The organism is Thermococcus sp. SY098 (genome assembly GCF_035621495.1).
Classification (GTDB): domain Archaea; phylum Methanobacteriota_B; class Thermococci; order Thermococcales; family Thermococcaceae; genus Thermococcus_B.
The window spans coordinates 739773-759160 of sequence record NZ_CP141821.1 but is presented as its reverse complement, the minus strand read 5'-3'; the positions used below and the strand labels follow the sequence as shown (position 1 = coordinate 759160).

Annotated in this window: 18 protein-coding genes and 3 tRNA genes; 17 read left to right on the top strand and 4 right to left on the bottom strand. The window is 42.6% G+C overall.

Annotation, left to right across the window (positions count from 1 at the left end; translation table 11 throughout):
• Positions 1-224: 224 nt before the first annotated feature.
• The 4 genes from asnS to VFC49_RS04150 all read left to right on the top strand — a co-directional run bounded on the left by asnS (position 225) and on the right by VFC49_RS04150 (position 4309).
• A complete protein-coding gene (gene asnS / locus VFC49_RS04165; protein ID WP_324736298.1) occupies positions 225-1517 on the top strand; it encodes an asparagine--tRNA ligase in 1293 nt (430 codons plus the stop codon).
• Positions 1518-1581: 64 nt separating this feature from the next.
• A tRNA-Arg gene (locus VFC49_RS04160) sits at positions 1582-1658 on the top strand.
• A gap of 341 nt (positions 1659-1999) precedes the next feature.
• Positions 2000-3070 (top strand): hypothetical protein, encoded by a 1071-nt coding sequence (locus VFC49_RS04155; RefSeq protein ID WP_324736297.1) that lies wholly within the window; start codon positions 2000-2002, stop codon positions 3068-3070.
• Between the two features lie 96 nt (positions 3071-3166).
• Entirely contained in the window at positions 3167-4309 is a 1143-nt protein-coding gene (locus tag VFC49_RS04150; RefSeq protein WP_324736296.1) for a transglutaminase-like domain-containing protein, read from the top strand.
• A 6-nt stretch (positions 4310-4315) separates the two neighbouring features.
• Here the strand turns inward: VFC49_RS04150 and VFC49_RS04145 are convergent, their stop codons facing one another.
• Both VFC49_RS04145 and VFC49_RS04140 read right to left on the bottom strand, forming a co-directional pair.
• Positions 4316-5464, bottom strand: coding sequence for a DEAD/DEAH box helicase (locus tag VFC49_RS04145; RefSeq protein ID WP_324736295.1), 1149 nt, complete (start codon positions 5462-5464; stop codon positions 4316-4318).
• A gap of 42 nt (positions 5465-5506) precedes the next feature.
• Positions 5507-5584, bottom strand: a tRNA-Lys gene (locus tag VFC49_RS04140).
• 99 nt (positions 5585-5683) lie between these two features.
• Here VFC49_RS04140 and VFC49_RS04135 point away from each other — a divergent pair.
• The 5 genes from VFC49_RS04135 (at position 5684) to VFC49_RS04115 (ending at position 7425) form a co-directional block, all read left to right on the top strand.
• Positions 5684-5771 (top strand) — tRNA-Leu (locus tag VFC49_RS04135).
• Between the two features lie 240 nt (positions 5772-6011).
• Positions 6012-6290 (top strand): ribbon-helix-helix domain-containing protein, encoded by a 279-nt coding sequence (locus VFC49_RS04130; RefSeq protein ID WP_056933993.1) that lies wholly within the window; start codon positions 6012-6014, stop codon positions 6288-6290.
• Positions 6280-6654 carry a type II toxin-antitoxin system PemK/MazF family toxin gene (locus tag VFC49_RS04125; RefSeq protein WP_324736294.1) on the top strand — a complete coding sequence of 125 codons (375 nt, stop codon included), beginning with the start codon at positions 6280-6282 and terminating at the stop codon, positions 6652-6654. The genes VFC49_RS04130 and VFC49_RS04125 overlap by 11 nt, the downstream gene beginning before the upstream one ends.
• Before the next feature lie 143 nt (positions 6655-6797).
• Entirely contained in the window at positions 6798-7103 is a 306-nt protein-coding gene (locus tag VFC49_RS04120; RefSeq protein ID WP_324736293.1) for a nucleotidyltransferase family protein, read from the top strand.
• Complete coding sequence (locus tag VFC49_RS04115) at positions 7066-7425, top strand: DUF86 domain-containing protein (RefSeq protein ID WP_324736292.1); 360 nt, start codon at positions 7066-7068, stop codon at positions 7423-7425. The genes VFC49_RS04120 and VFC49_RS04115 overlap by 38 nt, the downstream gene beginning before the upstream one ends.
• Positions 7426-7427: 2 nt before the next feature.
• Here VFC49_RS04115 and VFC49_RS04110 read toward each other — a convergent pair whose 3' ends face one another.
• Positions 7428-8555, bottom strand: a complete 1128-nt coding sequence (locus VFC49_RS04110; RefSeq protein WP_324736291.1) for a tyrosine--tRNA ligase — start codon at positions 8553-8555, stop codon at positions 7428-7430.
• 222 nt (positions 8556-8777) lie between these two features.
• Here VFC49_RS04110 and VFC49_RS04105 point away from each other — a divergent pair, with 222 nt between their 5' ends.
• The 8 genes from VFC49_RS04105 to VFC49_RS04070 all read left to right on the top strand — a co-directional run bounded on the left by VFC49_RS04105 (position 8778) and on the right by VFC49_RS04070 (position 19089).
• Complete coding sequence (locus VFC49_RS04105; protein ID WP_324736628.1) at positions 8778-9905, top strand: CGP-CTERM sorting domain-containing protein; 1128 nt, start codon at positions 8778-8780, stop codon at positions 9903-9905.
• 90 nt (positions 9906-9995) lie between these two features.
• Positions 9996-11399, top strand: coding sequence for an ABC transporter substrate-binding protein (locus tag VFC49_RS04100; protein WP_324736290.1), 1404 nt, complete (start codon positions 9996-9998; stop codon positions 11397-11399).
• A complete protein-coding gene (locus VFC49_RS04095; RefSeq protein WP_324736289.1) occupies positions 11396-13237 on the top strand; it encodes an iron ABC transporter permease in 1842 nt (613 codons plus the stop codon). Before VFC49_RS04100 ends, VFC49_RS04095 begins: the two co-directional genes overlap by 4 nt.
• Before the next feature lie 10 nt (positions 13238-13247).
• Entirely contained in the window at positions 13248-14309 is a 1062-nt protein-coding gene (locus VFC49_RS04090; protein WP_324736288.1) for an ABC transporter ATP-binding protein, read from the top strand.
• A 33-nt stretch (positions 14310-14342) separates the two neighbouring features.
• Positions 14343-14954, top strand: coding sequence for a DUF447 domain-containing protein (locus VFC49_RS04085; RefSeq protein WP_324736287.1), 612 nt, complete (start codon positions 14343-14345; stop codon positions 14952-14954).
• A 95-nt stretch (positions 14955-15049) separates the two neighbouring features.
• The gene (locus VFC49_RS04080) at positions 15050-17029 is read left to right on the top strand and encodes a metallophosphoesterase (protein WP_324736286.1); all 1980 of its coding nucleotides are present in this window, start codon (positions 15050-15052) and stop codon (positions 17027-17029) included.
• Between the two features lie 90 nt (positions 17030-17119).
• The gene (locus VFC49_RS04075) at positions 17120-17734 is read left to right on the top strand and encodes a hypothetical protein (protein WP_013467460.1); all 615 of its coding nucleotides are present in this window, start codon (positions 17120-17122) and stop codon (positions 17732-17734) included.
• Between the two features lie 104 nt (positions 17735-17838).
• Positions 17839-19089, top strand: a complete 1251-nt coding sequence (locus VFC49_RS04070; protein WP_324736285.1) for a phosphoglycerate kinase — start codon at positions 17839-17841, stop codon at positions 19087-19089.
• On the opposite strand, the gene VFC49_RS04065 is transcribed toward VFC49_RS04070, so the two are convergent.
• The gene (locus tag VFC49_RS04065; protein ID WP_324736284.1) at positions 19075-19383 is read right to left on the bottom strand and encodes a hypothetical protein; all 309 of its coding nucleotides are present in this window, start codon (positions 19381-19383) and stop codon (positions 19075-19077) included. The genes VFC49_RS04070 and VFC49_RS04065 overlap by 15 nt on opposite strands.
• Between the last annotated feature and the right edge of the window lie 5 nt (positions 19384-19388).

Sequence of the window (19388 nt, the reverse complement as noted above, 5' to 3'; positions counted from 1 at the left end):
CAGTATATTAAAGCTTTTTGTCATTCTGCCAATTAAAATAGCAAAGAATTTAAATAATGATTATCTGAAGAAAACTCGATGCACAATGCCGATGTTGATTGAGCTTAGATTGAAAGTTAAAGCGTTAGTACTGTGGATAAATTGAGGGTTGGCTTTTCTTCACTGCTCACGGTTAGTTTAATAAACCCTCAGTTCAACTTTCAAAAAGTTGTGGGGTGATGATTATGATTGAGAAAATTTACTGTGCTCAAGTTAAACCCGAGATGGAAGGAAAAAGAGTTAGATTGGCTGGCTGGGTGTATAGAAAGAGAGAAATTAAAGACAAGGTGTTTATAGTACTTAGAGACTCAAGTGGAATTATTCAAACCGTGTTCAAAGAGGAAATTAGCAAAGAGGCTTATGAGACTGCAAAGAAAACCGGAATAGAGTCAAGCGTAGTAATTGAGGGCACCGTTAAACAAGATAAGAGGGCCCCTGGAGGAGTTGAAATTCAGGCAGATAAGATTGAGGTCATCCAAAACGTCGAGTTTTTCCCGATTACCAAGGACGCAAGTCCAGAATTTCTTCTGGATGTAAGACATCTCCATCTAAGATCCCCAAAAGTTGCGGCAATAATGAAAGTCAAAGCGACTCTAATTCAAGCTGCAAGAGAATGGCTTCTTCAAGACGGCTGGTATGAGGTGTTCCCACCAATATTGGTCACAGGCGCTGTGGAGGGTGGGGCTACTCTATTTAAGCTAAAGTACTTTGATAAAACCGCTTATCTGAGCCAATCAGCTCAGCTTTATCTTGAAGCAGCTATATTTGGTCTTGAAAAGGTCTGGTCTCTAACGCCGAGCTTCAGAGCAGAGAAGAGCAGAACGAGGAGGCACTTAACAGAATTCTGGCACCTCGAGCTTGAGGCTGCATGGATGGACCTCTGGGATATCATGAAGGTTGAGGAGGAGCTTGTGAGTTACATGGTTCAGCGGACTTTAGAGCTGAGAAGAAAAGAAATTGAACTATACAGAAAAGACTTCACAACCTTAAAGAACACGGAGCCGCCATTCCCGAGAATAAGTTACGATGAGGCAATTGATATCCTCCAGAGCAAAGGCGTCAGCATAGAGTGGGGCGAAGACATGGGTGCAGATGAAGAGAGAGTTTTGACGGAAGAATTCGACAGGCCGTTCTTTGTCTATGGCTATCCAAAGCACATCAAGGCATTCTACATGAAAGAAGACCCAGAAGACCCAAGAAAGGTCTTGGCAGCTGACATGCTTGCACCTGAGGGGTATGGTGAAGTAATTGGTGGTTCACAGAGAGAAGATAATTACGACAAACTTGTGCAACGTATTTTAGAAGAGGGCATGGATCCAAAGGACTACGAGTGGTATCTTGATCTCAGAAAGTATGGAAGCGTTCCGCACAGCGGCTTTGGGCTTGGTGTCGAGAGAGTAGTTGCATGGATTCTCAATCTTGACCACGTTAGATGGGCAACCCTGTTCCCAAGGACCCCAACAAGGCTCTATCCGTGAGCTTTCTCTCTTTCTTTTAACTACCGCAATCTTTATAAACACCTTTCTGGTGATTAGTTCCCGAGGGCCCGTAGCCTAGCAGGATAGGGCGCCGGCCTTCTAAGCCGGAGGTCGCGGGTTCGAATCCCGCCGGGCCCGCCACAACGAAAGACAAGGGGGCAAAGCCCCCTTATCTCTCTGTACTCTCAAACCCCCATAGTGGAGCTTCGCTCCACACCTCACTTTCTTCTCATCTACTGGGGGCTAATGCCCCCACGACCCACAAGAATTTTTGCTTTGTAAAACATTGACGGGGACGAAGTCTGTTTCTAAAAGCGTTGTTGATTTTAAAAAGTTCATTCCTCACGAGAAGTTTTGAATCAAAGTCTCATTATAAGTATTAGCTCAGAGACATGCTACTCTGGACTAAATATTCTGAATAACAATCTACAAAACTTTAGATTTGGAAAATCTTAAATAATCCTGTTGATGAGTTTTAAAATATGGATAAGAAAAATAATTCGAAGACACAGGATATACTGCTTGTTTTTGTACTCATAATATTTTGTGGCGTGATAATAGTATTAGGTACTGGGACTTGGAATTATCCCTATTGGCTAGTTGGAGTTTTGATTGGTGGTGCAATACTTGTGCTCTCTCTCGCTGAATCTGACTGGAAAATACAGGATTGGTATACTTTTGTAATTTCAGGGGTAACTATCTCGCTTATAATTTTAATTTCATATTGGATAGGACGGTCAGCCAATCCAGAAAAGAGTACATCCCCCGATGCGAGCAATATTATTTTGGGATTGTCTGCAATGGCGACAGTGTTAATGGTGTTTTATGTGGCACTCCAGACACATGCTACAAAACAGTCTTTAGAAGAAATGAAAAAACAACGACTCACCCCAATTGTTGTCAACGCATTGGGAATACTTCACTCAATCAAAGATAAGCTCGAAAAGAACTTCGAACTAATAGATAAAGGAGTTGTAAATTCCAAATATCCAGAGGATTTACTTGAAATAAAGGAAGAAATTGAAAGGCCTGAACTCTTTGTTGTGGATAGCCTTCTTGGACTGGAATTATATAGGGACTTAGAAGATTACCAAGAGAATGTTGAGAAGCTTAAGAAATATTCTAAAAACCTGAAAACTCTCATTGAAGATATTGGAGAGACAAAACTTATGAGCATTTTTGAAGAAGTTCAAAAGGAAACAGGAATTGAAATTAACAAGACTGAAGGGAATGCAGTAGTGAATGGTGAGGGAAGTGTTGTCCTTCCAGAAGGCTCTGGAGGAGACATATACGCAATTATCCTCGGTTTGGCCCGTGAGATGGCTTACGGAAACAAAGACGCTGAGAAACTTTATTGGACATTTAGAGGCTTACTTCGTAGTAGTAATGATGAAAAGATGAAAGAACTGGGTGAATGGTATTTGCAAGAATTGTGGGGAGTAATGCTTGCGCTTGTGTTAACACCTGAAGAAGATGCAAAGGATAAAAGGGATAAAAGAGTAAAGAAGATCGAATTTGCTATTAAACAGCTAGAAGAGGAATATATAAAATAAACAGCTAGACTAAGGAAACTTTACAGATAACATCTACTCAGTGTTCTTGGAACTTTTTTAATCCTTAACACATAACAACTTTCGAGGTGAGATTTTATGAAGCTGCTTAAATTCATGCTCTCAGTGCTCATAATAGCACTCGTATTTGTAAGCGGATGCGTTCAAATCGAGACAATTACTCAAACAGAAAAAGCAACTTCTGAAACTCTTTCTACCCATTCCTCAACAGCTACTCCTTTCACTCGAACCACCTCTTCAACGGCAGTATTGCCCCAAGTTAATACCACTTCCTCTTGCTCAGACCCTCTCTGGAGATATGTCCTTGAAAGGGCAATTCCATGTGCTTTGAGTAAAGAGGAGCTTGCTAAAATAAAGCCCTTAGCTGAGCAGCTTAAAGGTGACAGCTTACAGCAAAGTGCCTGGAACATTTTAGAGTGGGAGAAGGAGCATATCCAATATGACTGGAAAAAGGCATCCCTCCCCGCTCCAGAAATTGAAATATACAGTAATGGAAGTTTTAAGGTCGTAAGGGGAAAAGACAATACGATACAAACTCCCTATGAAACAATAATGAAGGGAAAAGGAATATGCACTGACTATGCAATCCTAACGGCCGGACTGCTTTTGGACATGAACTACTCCCCGGTTTATATTTTCAGCATTAACTTCACGAATAGTGATATCGGGCATGCAGCGGCGGTAATAAAAATTGACGGATGGTACTTTGTCTTAGATCAGCATCCTCCTGCCATGGATTTGGGGGCATATTACCGGTACTGGAAGGAGAAAGGGAAAACAATCTCAAATGCAACAATTTACGAAATCAAGCTTGTAAATGGCAGTGCCGAAGTAAAAAACTTAGGAATTGTTTCTGGGATAGAGTTTCTAAAGCAAGATTACAAGTTCACTGATTCAGATGCACAGGCAATTTCTGGGAGCTTGTCTTCAATAATTTTGAAGAACTTCCCAAACTTGAGGCTTGATGAGAAACTTCAGTCACTCTCCCAAGGCACACTGCCAAGGGGTTACTCTGAAGGAAAAGTTTGGACGTTCAGATTTGAAAAGTTTGTTGAATATTATAACCCTCTGTTCCATGAACAGCTGATCGAATATCTCTACGACAGCATAGTCTCAGACCCAGAAGTTGGAGCTGACTTAGAACAGTATTCAGCGTTTTGGATTGAGATAAGAGAAGAGGGGGAGAACCTTAAAATAATTCTCGATATTGCCAAGTCTTGACAAATCTCAGTATCTCTTTCTTGAGTCTCTTCTCTTTTCTCTGTCTATGCTTTCTTGAAGCTTTGATTTCTTTATGCTAACCTTTGCAACGCTTTCAATGTACCTTAACCTCCTGTACTCTCCCGGCATGATGAAAGTTATTGCTTTTCCTTTTTTGCCCGCTCTTCCTGTTCTGCCAATCCTATGGATATACATTTCAGCATTTTGTGGCAAAGAATAGTTTACAATGTGGGTGATGTCTTGAACATCTATTCCTCTTGCAGCAACATCTGTGGCAACTAAGATGTTTATCTTTCGCCTTTTAAAGCGCATCAGAGTCCTTTCTCTGCTTCTTTGCCTCATATCTCCGTTTAAAGCTTCGGCGCTATATCCCATACGTGCAAGCTTTTCTGCCAGTGTCTTGGTCTCCCTCTTCGTTTGGCAGAAGATTATCCCATAGAATTCACTGTTTAGTATTCTTTTCAACACGGATATTTTTCTTGCTGGTACGACCTCAATATACTCCTGCTCCACAAGGTCTGGAACTGGCTCGTCGCTACTCGTTCTTATCAGGTCATATTCCTTCATGTATCGTTTTGCTAATTTCAAAACTTCACGGGGCATCGTTGCTGAAAACATGAGAACACGCTTATCTCTTGGTGTTTCTCTGAATATTGCCCTTATATCGTCTATGAAACCCATATCGAGCATTCTGTCAGCTTCATCTAAGATGAAGTATTGAATTCCGTCAAGCCTCAACGTGCCTCTTCTGATGTGATCGAGAACTCTTCCAGGAGTTCCAACCACTATGTGAGCTCCTTTCCTAAGAGCTCTTATCTGAGGACCTATTGGCTGTCCTCCGTACACTGAAAGAACTTTTATCCTTTTCTTGCCTCTAAGCGACTTTATCTCGTCAGCTACTTGAAGAGCAAGCTCTCTTGTTGGCGTTAAAATTATTGCTTGGACTTCCCTTTCATACTCATTGATAATATCCACAAGCGGTAATGCGAATGATGCTGTTTTTCCAGTTCCTGTCTGTGATTGTCCAACTATGTCTGCATCTCCTCTTAAGAAAAGAGGGATAACTTCCCTCTGAATGTCTGTAGGTTCCGAGAACCCTTTTCTTCTGACTGCTCCCAGTGTATTTTCTGAGAGTCCTAATTTTTCAAAACTCATTTTCTTGTCTCCGAAAAGCACTCCAGAAGAAGTGCAGCTTGTTGGCGGGCCGGGGGGGATTTGAACCCCCGACCTGCGGATTAAGAGTCCGCCGCTCTAACCAGGCTAAGCTACCGGCCCGCGTCCAAAATCATTGGGAGTTGAGAGTTTTATAAATTTTTCGGTAACAGCAAACAGAAAACTTTATAAGCTGATTTTAACCGAAATATTTTGGCTTGAGCGGGGGTTGCCGAGCCTGGTCAAAGGCGCGGGATTGAGGGTCCCGTCCCGCAGGGGTTCCGGGGTTCAAATCCCCGCCCCCGCACCAGAAACTTTTCTGACGAAAAGTTTTATCAAAAGTTTCTGACTGTTTGGAAGTGCTGATGTTGCTGTGCCATTCCCTTGGAAAAGAGCATCTAAGTTGACGTTAGCGTTCAAGGAGCACCACCAGAGTAAAGATGTGTTCACGGAAGTATTTACGAGTTTTGTTTTAAACAGAGTGTCTAATCTTAACTGTCTCCAAAAGCTTTATATTTGTGTCTGACAATAAGGCTACAAGGTGGTCTAAATGTCTGCTTCAAGTGTAAAGATAACCGTAAGAATTCCCGCTGGAATAGCAAAGATGATAGATGAACTTGTGGAGGCTGGACTGTACTCCAACAGAAGTGAGGTGGTCAAAGAAGCCTTAAGGGAGTTCGTACTTTCAAAGAAGATTCCTAACGCTAAATCTCAGGATGAGGACGAGGAGTTTATAAAAAGCATGCTCAAGGTGATCGAGCCAATTCTCGCCGAGGACTGGAATAATGACCCAGATGATTACGTGGGAGGAGTACCTTATGAGCCCTGATCCTCCAAAGGTAATCCAGCAGTGGGAAGTAGTTACTATGGATTTCCCTTTTATCGATAAAACCCAAAAGAAGACCAGACCAGTTTTGGTTATCTCAAATACGGATTTCAACCGGGTCAGCAACAGTTTGGTTGTGGTTCAAATAAGCACAAACCTAAACAGCGGATTTAGGGAATACAATGTGGAGCTAACTGAAGAAGACATAAATCTTTACCCTGGAGGTTACCTTAAGAAGAAAAGCATTATAAAGCCGTATATCGTCTTCTCTGTGGCAAAGGGAATGGTGAGAGCTCGGGTAGGATTGCTTTCAAGCGAAAAAGTTGAAGATGTTAAAAGGGTTATTCGGAAGCTTTATCGTTTGTAGATGTTGAAGTCTTCTGTTATGTTTGAAGTTTTAGTAGTTGATCCGAAGAAATTTAATGATATCCACCCATGTTTATTTTCATGTTTGGTTTCGCCTGAGAAACCTTTTAATTTCCTGATGCAAATTTGTTATTAGGTGGGCTCATGTCTAAAGATGTGATGGACATTCTAAAGCTGCTTCAGAAACATAAGAGTGAATTAAAAAAGTTTGGGGTTAAGCGTATCTGGGTTTTTGGCTCTTATGTTAGGGGAGAAGCTAAGGAGACCAGCGACGTGGATATACTTGTGGAATTTGAAAAAGGTAAGAAAACATTCGATAATTACATGGAGCTGAAGTTCTTCCTTGAAGAGTTGTTTGGAGTGGGGGTTGATCTGATAACAGTTGAAGCTTTAAAACCGAAAATAAGAAAGTATGTATGGGAGGAGGCTGTACCGATTGAGGGATTATAGCCTTTACATTGAAGACATTCTTGAAGCTGTTGACCGAATTAAGGAGTACACAAAAGGACTCTCCTTTGAGGAGTTTGCCAAAAACAGAATGGTTATTGATGCTGTTGTTAGAAATCTCGAGATTATCGGGGAAGCTTGTCGGGCAATCCCAGAAGAAATTCGAGAAAAGCATCCAGAAATTGAATGGAGAAAGATAATTGGACTCAGAAACATTTTGATACACCAATACTTTGGAATTGACGTGGAGTTAATATGGGATATCATCAAAAATAAGCTCCCCGATTTAAAAGAGAAAATAGAGAAATTGTCAGAAGAGATTTAAGCTCATCTCGTAATCTTAACTTCCTTCATCAGCTCTAAAGGCTCTGGGTGTTTTTCAAAGTACTCTCTGACTGGCTTGAGGAGCTCTATCAGGTACTCAGCAACAGCATTCTTTAAGTCGAGTGGGTGCAGCTTTCCTTCAGCAAAGTCCTTCTTGAGCTCTTCAAACGTTGTATAAGTTACATCACCACCAAACTTGGCTGGTCTGTGAATGGTAAATTCAGTGGGCTCCTCACGGAAGATTATATGCTCTGCCCAGTCAAGAACTGGATTGTATCTGACTTCTCTTGCAGGACAGAATGCCTTTCTAAGCTTTTGCTTGATCTCTTCGGGGGTGTCGTGTATGAAAACAGCGGAGTATGGCTTTGACTTGCTCATCTTCATTGCTGCTTTTATCTCCTTGAACTCCTCTTCGCTCTCAATCGGCCACTTCGGAGGCTCCTGTAATCCGAGCAGGAGGTGGTGGTGAACTGCAACGGGCTTGTATTTCTTGTCTTCCCAGATAAGCGGGTGGTACTTCAGCTTTTCAGCGACTTCTATTGCGATAACGTGAGCCTTTCTCTGATCCATTCCAGCGTGTGCAATGTTAACTCCTTGGTAGAATATGTCAGCAACCTGCATCATCGGGTAGATCAGCTTTGCAAAGTCTATTGCCTCTCCCATCTGTCTACCCATGATTGTGATGGAGCGCATAACTCTGCTTAAAGTAACGTTCTTTGAAATGTCAATGACGGTCTGCCAGTAGTCGCCTTTCTCCAAAATCTCACTCGCTAAGACGAACTCTACTTTATCTGGATCCCCGCCCATAACTTTGATGCTCTGCTTCATTCCTTCTTTAAAGTAAGTTAAAGCCACTTTTTGAATCGTCTCGAGGTCTCCGCCAAGTTTATCGTTAATCCAGCTGTGCCAGTCTGCTAAGAATATCCTTGTTTTTATACCCGCTTTCTGGAAGTCAGCGATTTTCGCACCTGCCATTAATCCAGTGCCAAGATGAATGTAACCGCTTATTTCAAATCCGATATAATGCTGAAGAGGAACTCCAATTTCCAGGAGCTGCCTCAAATTTTCTACGGTCAATACTTCCTCAGTTGGCTTTCTTGTTATCAGTTCGATCTTCTTCTCTATGTCCATTTGCACCACCTAAGCCAAAAATGATATTATCCTTTAAGGCATTTACGCATTGAGGTCTGTCATACAATTTAAACAGCTACAGATGTACGATGCTGTCTCTCAATGCTGATTATCTAAACATTTACCAATATAAATTCGGGCTCCTTGGTACACATTGTTACCTAATGGAGATTCAATAAGATTTATAACTCCCTTATACGTTAAACATTTTTGGTGAACGCCATGAAGAAGCTTGCAGTACTGTTGTCAGTTTTTGTTCTGTTTGGGCTGTTTGGAGTCGCTTTTGCCAGTGCAGCAACAGTTGCTGTGGATTTGGCACACGGTGAAAACGACAAGTACCTTGCAGGAGATGTTATTGACAGGGATACAAATGAAACTTTGGCACATGGGATTGTAAAGACAATTACAGATGTGAAGTGGGCATACTTTGGTGACCCGGCTGCTGCCGATACACTGGGAATCCCACACCTTGGCGATAAAATTACCGCCGATGCCCTCAAGGGCGTTGACATGCTTATTATCGGTCAGCCCTCAAGTCCATTTGAGCCAGATGAAATACAAGCAATTGCAGAATGGTTCAAGCAGGGTGGCAAAGTCCTCTGGATTGCTGGTGACAGCGACTACGGAAGCGGTGTGCAGGTTCAGGAGACAGTCAATGCTCTTCTTGACCAGCTTGGAATCGGTCACCTTAGATTGGACCTCTGTTCTGTTGAGGACCCAGTAAGCAACGCTGGAGCAGGATACAGAGTTGTTGGTATCGTTAACCCAGATCCAAACACACCAGACGCAAGCATGATCACTGAAGGCTTTAAGCATGGGGGAAAAGTCCTATACCACGGTCCTGGCGTTGTTGCTTACGTCGATGACCAAGGGAACTGGCATACCTTGACAGATAACATCCCAGAGAACGTTTACAGAATCGTCAAAACTTCAAAGGATGGTACAATCGTTGAAAACAACGACCCACCAGCAAACGCCTATATGGCTGGTGACACTGGTGTATTCCCACTCTTAGCAGTTGAGTTTGTCAAGTTCGACAATGGAAAGCAGAGTTTGCTTATAGTTAGCGGTGAATCACCATACGGTGACTACGAGCCAACTTGGGCACCAAAGTACCACGGAGTTCCACTTGACGGCCCGACATTCGTCACAAACTTCATCCACTGGGCACTTAAAGAAGCAAGCAAAGTGGAGGAGAAGCCGACAGAGACAACAACAGAGAAGCCAACCGAGACCGAAAAGCCAACTGAAACAGGCACTTCAGCTCCAGCCACAACCAGCAAGACATGCGGTCCAGCAGTCCTTGTTGGGTTGGCATTGATCCCGCTGCTCTTGAGAAAAAGAAAGTGAATTTTTCTCTTTAAATCTTTAATTTTTGACATTTTTTTGTGGCAAAAATTTAAAGAAGCTTTTGTAAAACTCCCTCAGAGGTGAGTCAAAATGAAAAAAACCATTGCTCTTTCGCTTGTACTGCTGTTTCTTGTTAGCATAGCAGCCGGATGTATTGGTGGTGGAGAACAAAGCACTACTGCAACAAGCACATCAAAACCCAGTGGGGGGATAACCTTAATCGTTCTGACAAGACATGACACAACAATTCAGATGCTGGCGAAAGAGGCTTTTCTGAAGAGCGACATTGCAAAGAAGTACAACATCGTAAACATTAAATTTATTAAGGCTCCCGACTCGCAGTGGCCTGCATTGATTAAGAGGGGCGCTGACATCGGATGGGGAGGAGGACCAACACTATTTGATGATCTCTTCAAGCAGGGTTATTTAGCTCCAATTACAGATGAGAAGGTTCTTGGTCTCCTTGGAACACAGATAAAAGAAGATATTGCTGGAATGCCAATGGTAAGGAAAGGAAATGACGGAAAAGTTTACTGGATTGCAGCTGCGCTTTCATCATTCGGTTTCACCGTGAACAAGGATGTCCTGAAAAGGTGGAACCTTCCAATGCCCGAAAAGTGGGAGGATATAGCAAGTGAGACTTTTGCATTGGATCCGCCACAGGTTGGTATCGCAGATCCAACAAGAAGTACATCAAACACAAGAATCTATCAGATCATCCTTCAAGCTTTTGGCTGGGACGAGGGATGGAAGGTTCTTACAATCATAGCTGCAAACTCAAAAATTTATGACGCAAGTGACGCTGTTAGAGAGGCAGTTATAGCTGGTGACATAGCCGTTGGAAATACAATTGATTTCTATGGGTATACTGCGATGAAGCTTAACCCTGCATGTATTTATATCATACCCAAAGGAGAGAGTATAATCAATGGTGATCCCATCGCTTTGCTTAAGAACTCTCAGCACCCGGAGGCTGCACAGGCCTTCATCTACTGGGTGCTCACAGAAGGACAGAAGATTTGGCTCAATGAAGATGTCAACAGGCTTCCAGTAAACCCTGCAGTCTTCGATACTCCTGAAGGACAGAAGAGACCAGATTTAAAGAAGGCTTATGAATTGGCTCTTCAGACCCAGGGTATTCAGTTTGACGATGCAAGGGCATTGGCAACAGTATATGCAATGCAGTTCTACTTCAAGGCTACGTTGGTTGATGCAAACCAAGAGCTCCACAGGGCATGGGTTGCCCTTGTCCAAGCATACAAGCAAGGTAAGATAAGTAAAGACAAATATGAACAGCTTAAAGCACAGCTTTTAGCTCCGATACAGTTTAAAGACCCGGATACAGGAAAAATGGTTACCTTTACTGAAGACTATGCAAAGAAAATAAATGAAAGACTTATAAAGGATCCCGGGTTTAAAGACACACTCATGCAGGAGTGGAGAGATGCCGCAAGGGCTAAGTATAACAAAGTATTATCGGAGGTGCAAGGATGAAGGTAAGCAAGTGGAGTGAAAAGCTTTTTGGAACACCGCTTTTTGAACCTCTCGTTTCCTTTTCCTACCTTTTCCCCCTACTGTATATAGTCGTGTTTTTAATAATACCCGTTTTGGCTATGCTTGCAATAGCATTTAGCCATGAGGGACACTTCTCCCTCTACTGGTTTAAGAGCATATTAACCTCAAGTTATTATGTGCAATTCCCACCCCAGGGAGACTTTGCAATAAAAACAGTTACTGCGACTGGAGAGACCGTGTATTTAATCAGGGGAATAGATTTTGGAGTTGTCATTAATTCGCTTGTGGTTGCCGCCCTTGTGACGCTTTTAGCTTCCTTGATGGGGACGATCTTCGCCTTTATAATGGCGAGATATGAGTTTAAAGGGAAAAACTTCTTTAGAATTGCCCTATTTATTCCCCTGCTGGTTACTCCATTCGTCAATGCATATGTCATTAAGAAGATGTTCCTTGATACGGGTTTAATCAACTACATTTTCTATGAGCTCCTCCATATCCTGCCGTTTAGGATTAAAATTGATGGTCTGGCAGGTGTTGTTTTAGCCCAAGCAATGACCTACTACCCAATAGTATATCTCAACGCATATGCAAGCTTTATCAACATTGACCCCACATTGGAGGAGCAAGCAGAGAATCTCGGAAGCAAAGGATTCCACCTCTTTAGAACAGTGACATTTCCATTAGCTTTGCCAGGTATAGCGGCTGGTGCAACGCTGGTATTCATTTTCAGCCTTGAAGATTTGGCAGCACCAATTGTCTTTCAGGGTGACCCCTTGGCCAAGAAGCTGATGTCTTATCAAATCTTCAGCAAATTCCTCTATGGTCTGGGTGAAAGGAGTCCTGAAATTGCGGCATTGTCAATTATAATGCTCACTTTAGCTGTACTCGCATTCCTTGGGATCAGGAAGTATGTCAGTTTGAGGCAGTACGCCATGCTCAGCAAAGGCGGGAGATGGAAGCCAAGGGTTAGCAAGCCAAAACCATGGCAGGCTGCGATAATTTATGTTGTTTTACTCCCCCTGTTGCTCCTAACAATATTTCCACAAATTGGTGTTATCCTGCTGGCATTCTCCAAGCAGTGGAGCGTCACTGTAATGCCCCAAGGGTTTACAACGGAATACGTCAAGCAGATGCTCTTCAACCCTGATGTCAGGAGATACATCATAAACAGCCTTATGTATTCAGCTGCTGCTGTCGTGCTTATCGTGCTCCTCTCTGTAACATCATCATACGCAACCAGCAGGTTCAAGGGAGTCCTAACCCCAGTGCTTGAAAGCTTGGTCATAATCCCAATAGCCGTTCCGGGTATAGTTGTGGCAATGGGCTACTTCTACTTCTTCTCACAAGTGTTCCCCAACACTCCACTGGATCCAACGAACATCTTCAGCTTCAACCCAGCCTTTGTGCTTATATTGGCATATTCAATAAGAAGGCTGCCGTTCTCAGCTCGTTCTGTATATGCAGGACTTCAGCAGGTTCATGTTTCCCTTGAAGAAGCTTCAATGAACCTTGGAGCGAGCAGATGGAAAACTGTAACCGGTATTTTGCTGCCCCTGATATCACTTAACGTCTTTGGCGGTGCAATGCTCAGCTTCGTTTACTCAATGAGCGAAACAAGCGTTGGTATTACACTGGGTTCACTCAACATGCAGTATGCACCGATTACAGCGTTCATGAAGGACATCATGATGTCTGCTGCCGGAAGTGCCCAGCTTGCTGCGGCATTGGGTGTGCTGTTGATTACAGTCCAGATACTATCAATTGTGTTGGTTAACATAATCACCAAGCAGAGGTATGCATTCATAGGACTGACATGAGGTGAGAAAGTTGGTTGAAGTCAAACTTGAGAATATTGTTAAGACCTTTGGGGAAACTGTGGCATTGAAGGGAATAGATCTTCACATAAAGCATGGTGAGCTCTTTACTCTACTTGGTCCAAGTGGATGTGGGAAATCCACAACGCTGAGAATAATTGCAGGTCTCGACTTTCCAGACAAGGGAAGGATATTCTTTGATGATCAAGAAGTTACATACCTAAGCTCAAGCGAAAGGGGAGCAGTCTTAGTGTTCCAGAACTATGCTCTCTGGCCCCATATGACAGTTTATGACAACATTGCCTATGGTCTCAAGATCAAGAAGCTTCCAAAGGATGAAATCGAGAAAAAAGTCAGATGGGCACTTCAGCTGGTAAAGCTTGAGGGGTTTGAGGACAGATATCCCACTCAGCTCAGTGGTGGTCAGCAGCAGAGAGTTGCAATAGCAAGAGCTATAGTGGTTGAACCCAAATTGCTCCTCCTTGATGAGCCTCTCTCGAACCTTGACGCAAAGCTCAGGCTTGAAATGCGTTCGGAAATCAGAAGAATTCAGCGTGAGCTGGGAATAACGGTGCTTTACGTTACACACGATCAAGAGGAGGCAATGGCAATAAGCGATAGAATAGCCGTCATGAACGTTGGAACTGTTGAACAAGTTGGAACGCCGAGAGAAATCTATGAGAAGCCAAAGACTGAATTTGTTGCATCATTTATGGGTAAGACAAACGTAATTCCAGCAAAAGTTGTTGAGAGAGAGGGAGACAAGGTTACGGTGGAATTTGAGCACTTCAGACTTGAAGGACTAACATACACTGATAAGAGCGACAAAGTTGTCATTGTTATAAGACCAGAGCGTATCAGCCTGCATCCAATTGAAAACGCAGTGAAGCTTGAAGGCAAGGTTGATCTCATTGAATACTATGGATTCTTCATTGAGGTCGTTGGAATGTTTGGAGAGACCAGAATCATAGCAAGAACAATAAGTGACAAAGATGTAATGAGCCTAAAACCCCAAGGTCCGGTTACCTTCTACATAAACAAGGACGATATTCTCGTTTTACCAAAACAGCTTTAACTTTCTTTTCTTAATTTCCTTCTTGGTGAGAGCATGGAAATTTTGGGTTTATTTGAAGAAGGGAAGACATACGAGGTTTTGCTGGTAACAAAATCTAATGTTACCCCAATAGGGGTTGTTCGGAGAGGAGATAGCTTATATTTCAAGCTTTTTGAGGGAAAAAGTTTTCAGGAAATCAAGGAGCATCCTTTTGGAGTTATCCACATTACCCAAGACGTGGAACTTCTGATAAAAGCTGCGCTGAACATTCCAATTAATGTAGAGTTTGAAAACACAAAGGTAATACCACTGAAAAGAATCAAAAACCTGAGCTGGGTTGAGGGTAGAATAGAGTTCAAGGAGGATGAAATTGAAGATGAGCTCGGAAAAAGCAAAGTGTTGAAATGCAAATTTATCCCTCTTTACGGTGAGACAATTCCTGCAATTACAAAACCTCTCAGCAGAGCAGATTTTGTTTTACTGGAGATGACAGTTCATTTAACAAGGCTGTTTATTGCAACAAGAAGGCACAAAGTTGATGCAGCTCAAAGGTTGTATTCAAAAATATGGCAGGGATATCAGGAATACAAACGGTTGGGCGGAAAGAGCGAGTTTGCGGAGAAAATTATTGGGTTGGCATTAATTTCCGTCAGATGGAACTCATAGTGTTAAATCCAATTCTATTTTCTTCTACTGTTACACAAGTTTATGTTGGATAAGGTTTTATAGAGAGACAGAGCAATTTTTTATTCGGTGATGGCATGAGGAAGGGGATAGCACTACTTTTGGTTTTGATGGTAGTTTCCATGTTCCAAGCTGTACAGGTAGAGGCAGCAACACTTTATCCCCTTGACGTCCTTCAGTACCCGGCACCTGGAGCACCAGCAGTGGCAGTTCCAGGGGATACAATTACCGTTAAAGCACAACCTGGGGTTGAAATCACTGGGCTTTCAATAGTTTCAATCCTCCATGGGCCTTATGAATTGCAAATAGTTGAGAAGAACGGTGATGAGCTTAAGGTTAAAATCCCAGAGAATGTTGCTCCAGACGACTACTTCCTTATCGTTCAATCAAACAAAGGTAAAGTCATTGTCCCTAATGGTGTCTGGGTTCTTAAGGAGTATCCAAAGGTTCTCAGAATTGCACATGGAAGCGACCTTCACGTTACAAGCGGTGCAAAGATTGGCTATGTCAATGGAGAGAAGTTCTGTAGAAGTATCTTCAAGTGTGGTGAAGGAGCAATTCCTCTTCACAGCTATGTGGCCGATGACAGCTTCTTCACATACTGGGCGATGAATCCAAATGTTGATGTCATAATCGCAACAGGTGATGTAGTTGATACCGCAGGTGACAGCAAAGCCTACGGATATCTTCTTGGGCTGATGGAAAACGCAATTGCCGCAGGAAAGCCAACCATAATAGTTAAAGGAAACCATGATGACCCGCCAAAGTACTTTTCAAAGTTAATCGCTCCGCCGGTTTATTATCTCACAATAGGCAAGTTCATAATAATTGCACTCGACTCAGACAACGAGAGATCACATCCAACGATGGAGCAGCTTGAGTGGATGGAGAAGATACTTGAGCAGAACCCAGATAAAATACCCATAATCTTGGTCCACCATCCATACTGGTACAAGACACCGGAGGGGAGAAGCGGAAAAATAGAAGGAATGAGTGTCTCTGAGGACTGGGATAAAATTGCCCCTCTTGTAAGCTGGTACTGGATAGGGGGTAAAGAAAGAAAGACGGAGGATCTTGCAAAACGCTTCCTTGAGGATGTTGAGAAGTACAACATAAAGCTCGTCTTAAGCGGACACGTTCACGCAGATTACGTCCAGGTTTATGTTGATAAGAAGGGCAATGAACACTGGTTTGTAACATCCACCACAACAGGTGCACCAGATAAAAGAGAGAAGGACAACTGGTACGGTTCAAGAATCGTGGAAATCGATGAAAACGGAAATGTCAGACTGCCCGGAATTAAGGATATGTTCGGCACAATATTCGGTCCAATAAGTTCGTTCCCAATTCCCCAAGAGTTTATAGTCTTCAGACACACAACTGACTTCGGTTCGGCAATCAAATTTGTGAACGAGTTTAAAGAGGCAAGTGGAAAATTGGCCGTTGTTGTGCCAGAGGGAGCAAAAGTGGATGCAGGTGCCACAACCGTCAAATATAAGGTCTTGGGAGAAAGGACCATCGGAGATAAGCACTACATGCTCCTTGAAGTTACTGTTCCAAAGGGTGTCAGTCAGCTTGTCATTACAAAGGGCAAGGACACTGAAAAGCCCGAGGTGAGTATTGCATACACTTCACCCGCCAAGCCGGTAAAAGGAAAGCCGTTCAAGGTCTATTTCAAGGCAAGCGACAATTTGGGAATCAAAGACTTATATGTTGAAATAGAGGCCAACGGTGAAGTTAAGAAATATCCAGCGGAGCCAACTAAAGGTGGACCAAACGTGGACTACTTCCTTGCACAGATTCCAGGGGTGAATGCAGACGAGTACACAATTAGAGTCGTTGCAGTTGACTTCTACGGCAACAAGGCTGTTGCTGAAAAAGTCATGGGCAAGCCAACCCCCACTTCAACTACAAAGACCACAACCACAACAACTTCCGAGACCACACCAAGTGAAAGCTCACCCACGACCCAAACAGCTACCCAAGCTTCAACATGTGGTCCAGCAGTTCTCGTTGGATTGGCATTGATCCCACTGCTCCTTAGAAAAAGAAAGTGAGCTTTTTCCTTCTTTCTTTGTCTTTTCTACAATATTGTGAAGAGAAGAGTTTTTAAACTATTATCTCTTTCCCTCCTTTGGGTGATGCCCGTGAAATTTAAGGGAAAAGCTTTTGGTGATATGGTGAGGATTGAATTTGAAATCTTAAGGCTTAGTGAGCTTAAAATAGATGATCTGAGGGACTTTGATGTTGATAACCTTAAGATTGAGCTTAGATCTACTTCTTCAGGTTTGAAGATCATCGGTATATGGGAAGGCGAGATTGAAAAAGCTGGTGAAGGTATTAAAAAGGCTCTTGAGGAGAGCTACAAACTCAAGGAGAGAATTCTGAGAAAGATGAAGGCAAAAGTTGACAGCATAAGGGCAACCATGAAGAGACTCGGATTCAAGGAAGAAATAGTAGGGTACGGCAGCATGATACGGTTTACAAAAAAAGTTGGGAATTATGAAATAGTTGTCCTAACCTCATCAAAGGATGACATTGTGAGGGTTGAGGTTTACGGAAACGACAAGAAGATAATTGGACCAGAGGTTGAGAGCCTCTTTGAAGATGTCGATATAGAGGAGCTTGAGGTATACGATCTTGAGGAGGATGGCAGGGAAGAGAGACTTGTTATAAACCTTGAACTTCCAAGGGGGGAAGAAAAACCCGAGGCAAAAATCATTGAAGCGATAAGGCTTATTGAAAATCTTCTGATGACTTGAGTTTTTGAATTTTTCTTACAATGTTCTTTCATTACGTGTTATCACCTGAAGTGTATAGGATAACCTTTTAATGGGCTTTTGATTGACATATTCTTGGTGATAAAATGTTTAGACTTCCTGATTTCGATTATCACAACAAAACAGTCTTTCTGCGAGTGGATTTAAACTCTCCTGTAAGGAACGGGAAAATAATAAGTGATGCGAGATTTAAGGCTATCCTGCCTACTCTACTTTACCTTCTTGAACATGATGCAAAGGTCGTGATAGCAACTCATCAAAGCAAGCCGTATAACGAGGACTACATAACAACAGAACAGCACGCTGAAATTCTAAGCTCGCTAATTAGCAGAGAAGTGGAGTATGTCGAGGATATTTTCGGCAGATATGCCAGGGAAAAGATAAAATCCCTCAAGCCAGGTGATGCTGTAATTTTGGAGAACCTCCGCTTTGCCGCTGAAGAGATAAAGCAGAAACCGATTGAGGAATGTGAAAGAACGCATTTTGTAAGGAAGCTTGCCCCGCTTTTGGACTATGTTGTTAATGATGCATTTGCCGCAGCTCATCGCTCTCAACCCTCTCTTGTAGGTTTTGCGAAAATTAAACCTATGATAATGGGATTCCTGATGGAAAAAGAAGTTCGTGCATTGACAAAAGCATATGAAAGCCCTGAAAAGCCGAAGGTGTATGTACTGGGTGGTGCAAAAGTTGAGGATTCTCTTAGGGTGGCAGAAAATGTGTTAAAACAAGAAAAAGCAGATTTAATTCTCACTGGCGGATTGGTTGGACACATCTTTACATTGGCAAAGGGGTACAACCTTGGAGTCGCAAACATTGAATTTCTCGAAAGGAAAGGACTTTTGAAGTTTGTTGATTTGGCTGAGAAGCTCTTAGATGAGTTTTATCCATACATCAGGACTCCTGTTGACTTTGCCATTGATTACAGAGGGGAGAGGCTTGAGGTGGATTTGCTGAGTGATGAAAAGTGGCTGTTTGACAAGTATCCAATTTTAGATATTGGTTCAAGAACCGTTGAAAAATATTCTCAGATCCTAAATCAAGCAAAAATAATAGTGGCAAACGGTCCTATGGGCGTCTTTGAAATTGAGGAATTTGCGTTGGGCACAATAGGGGTCTTTAAAGCAATTGGAGAGAGTGAAGCGTTCTCAATCGTTGGTGGGGGGCACAGCATAGCGAGCATATATAAATACAATATTCAGGGAATCACCCACATCTCAACAGGGGGAGGTGCAATGCTCACATTTTTTGCAGGAGAAAAATTGCCGGTTTTGGAAGCTTTCAAGATAAGCTATGAAAAGTTTAAGGACAAAGTAAAAAGAGAATCAGTAATTCATTAGAACTCCAAAAATCACTGCCAGCCACCAGATTTCGAGGAATGTAAAGCCAATTGCTGCTGTTCCTTTGATGAGCCACGCTATAAAGATGACGTATGCTATCAATGTCACTACCACGTGAAGCTTGAGGAATGTTCTGTTGATCTCTTTTTCTGCTTTCATCCATCCTGTTGGCAATGGAAGCCAGTCAAAGAAAGCCCCAATTAATGCAAAGAGGGGCTTATTAAAAAAGACTGAGGGAATAAAAATCAGCCCAGCCAGAGCAACACAAAGCATTGTAAGTTCTTGTTTATTCATCTTAC

What these genes read in the sequence shown, in the direction of transcription:
- VFC49_RS04120 (WP_324736293.1), top strand. Translation starts at nt 6,798, where the DNA reads ATGTCTAAAGATGTGATGGACATTCTAAAGCTGCTTCAGAAACATAAG.
- VFC49_RS04125 (WP_324736294.1), top strand. Translation starts at nt 6,280, where the DNA reads ATGAGCCCTGATCCTCCAAAGGTAATCCAGCAGTGGGAAGTAGTTACT.
- VFC49_RS04105 (WP_324736628.1), top strand. Translation starts at nt 8,778, where the DNA reads ATGAAGAAGCTTGCAGTACTGTTGTCAGTTTTTGTTCTGTTTGGGCTG.
- VFC49_RS04080 (WP_324736286.1), top strand. Translation starts at nt 15,050, where the DNA reads ATGAGGAAGGGGATAGCACTACTTTTGGTTTTGATGGTAGTTTCCATG.
- VFC49_RS04150 (WP_324736296.1), top strand. Translation starts at nt 3,167, where the DNA reads ATGAAGCTGCTTAAATTCATGCTCTCAGTGCTCATAATAGCACTCGTA.
- VFC49_RS04130 (WP_056933993.1), top strand. Translation starts at nt 6,012, where the DNA reads ATGTCTGCTTCAAGTGTAAAGATAACCGTAAGAATTCCCGCTGGAATA.
- VFC49_RS04100 (WP_324736290.1), top strand. Translation starts at nt 9,996, where the DNA reads ATGAAAAAAACCATTGCTCTTTCGCTTGTACTGCTGTTTCTTGTTAGC.
- VFC49_RS04095 (WP_324736289.1), top strand. Translation starts at nt 11,396, where the DNA reads ATGAAGGTAAGCAAGTGGAGTGAAAAGCTTTTTGGAACACCGCTTTTT.
- VFC49_RS04115 (WP_324736292.1), top strand. Translation starts at nt 7,066, where the DNA reads ATGTATGGGAGGAGGCTGTACCGATTGAGGGATTATAGCCTTTACATT.
- VFC49_RS04145 (WP_324736295.1), bottom strand. Translation starts at nt 5,464, where the DNA reads ATGAGTTTTGAAAAATTAGGACTCTCAGAAAATACACTGGGAGCAGTC.
- VFC49_RS04070 (WP_324736285.1), top strand. Translation starts at nt 17,839, where the DNA reads ATGTTTAGACTTCCTGATTTCGATTATCACAACAAAACAGTCTTTCTG.
- VFC49_RS04110 (WP_324736291.1), bottom strand. Translation starts at nt 8,555, where the DNA reads ATGGACATAGAGAAGAAGATCGAACTGATAACAAGAAAGCCAACTGAG.
- asnS (WP_324736298.1), top strand. Translation starts at nt 225, where the DNA reads ATGATTGAGAAAATTTACTGTGCTCAAGTTAAACCCGAGATGGAAGGA.
- VFC49_RS04155 (WP_324736297.1), top strand. Translation starts at nt 2,000, where the DNA reads ATGGATAAGAAAAATAATTCGAAGACACAGGATATACTGCTTGTTTTT.
- VFC49_RS04085 (WP_324736287.1), top strand. Translation starts at nt 14,343, where the DNA reads ATGGAAATTTTGGGTTTATTTGAAGAAGGGAAGACATACGAGGTTTTG.
- VFC49_RS04065 (WP_324736284.1), bottom strand. Translation starts at nt 19,383, where the DNA reads ATGAATAAACAAGAACTTACAATGCTTTGTGTTGCTCTGGCTGGGCTG.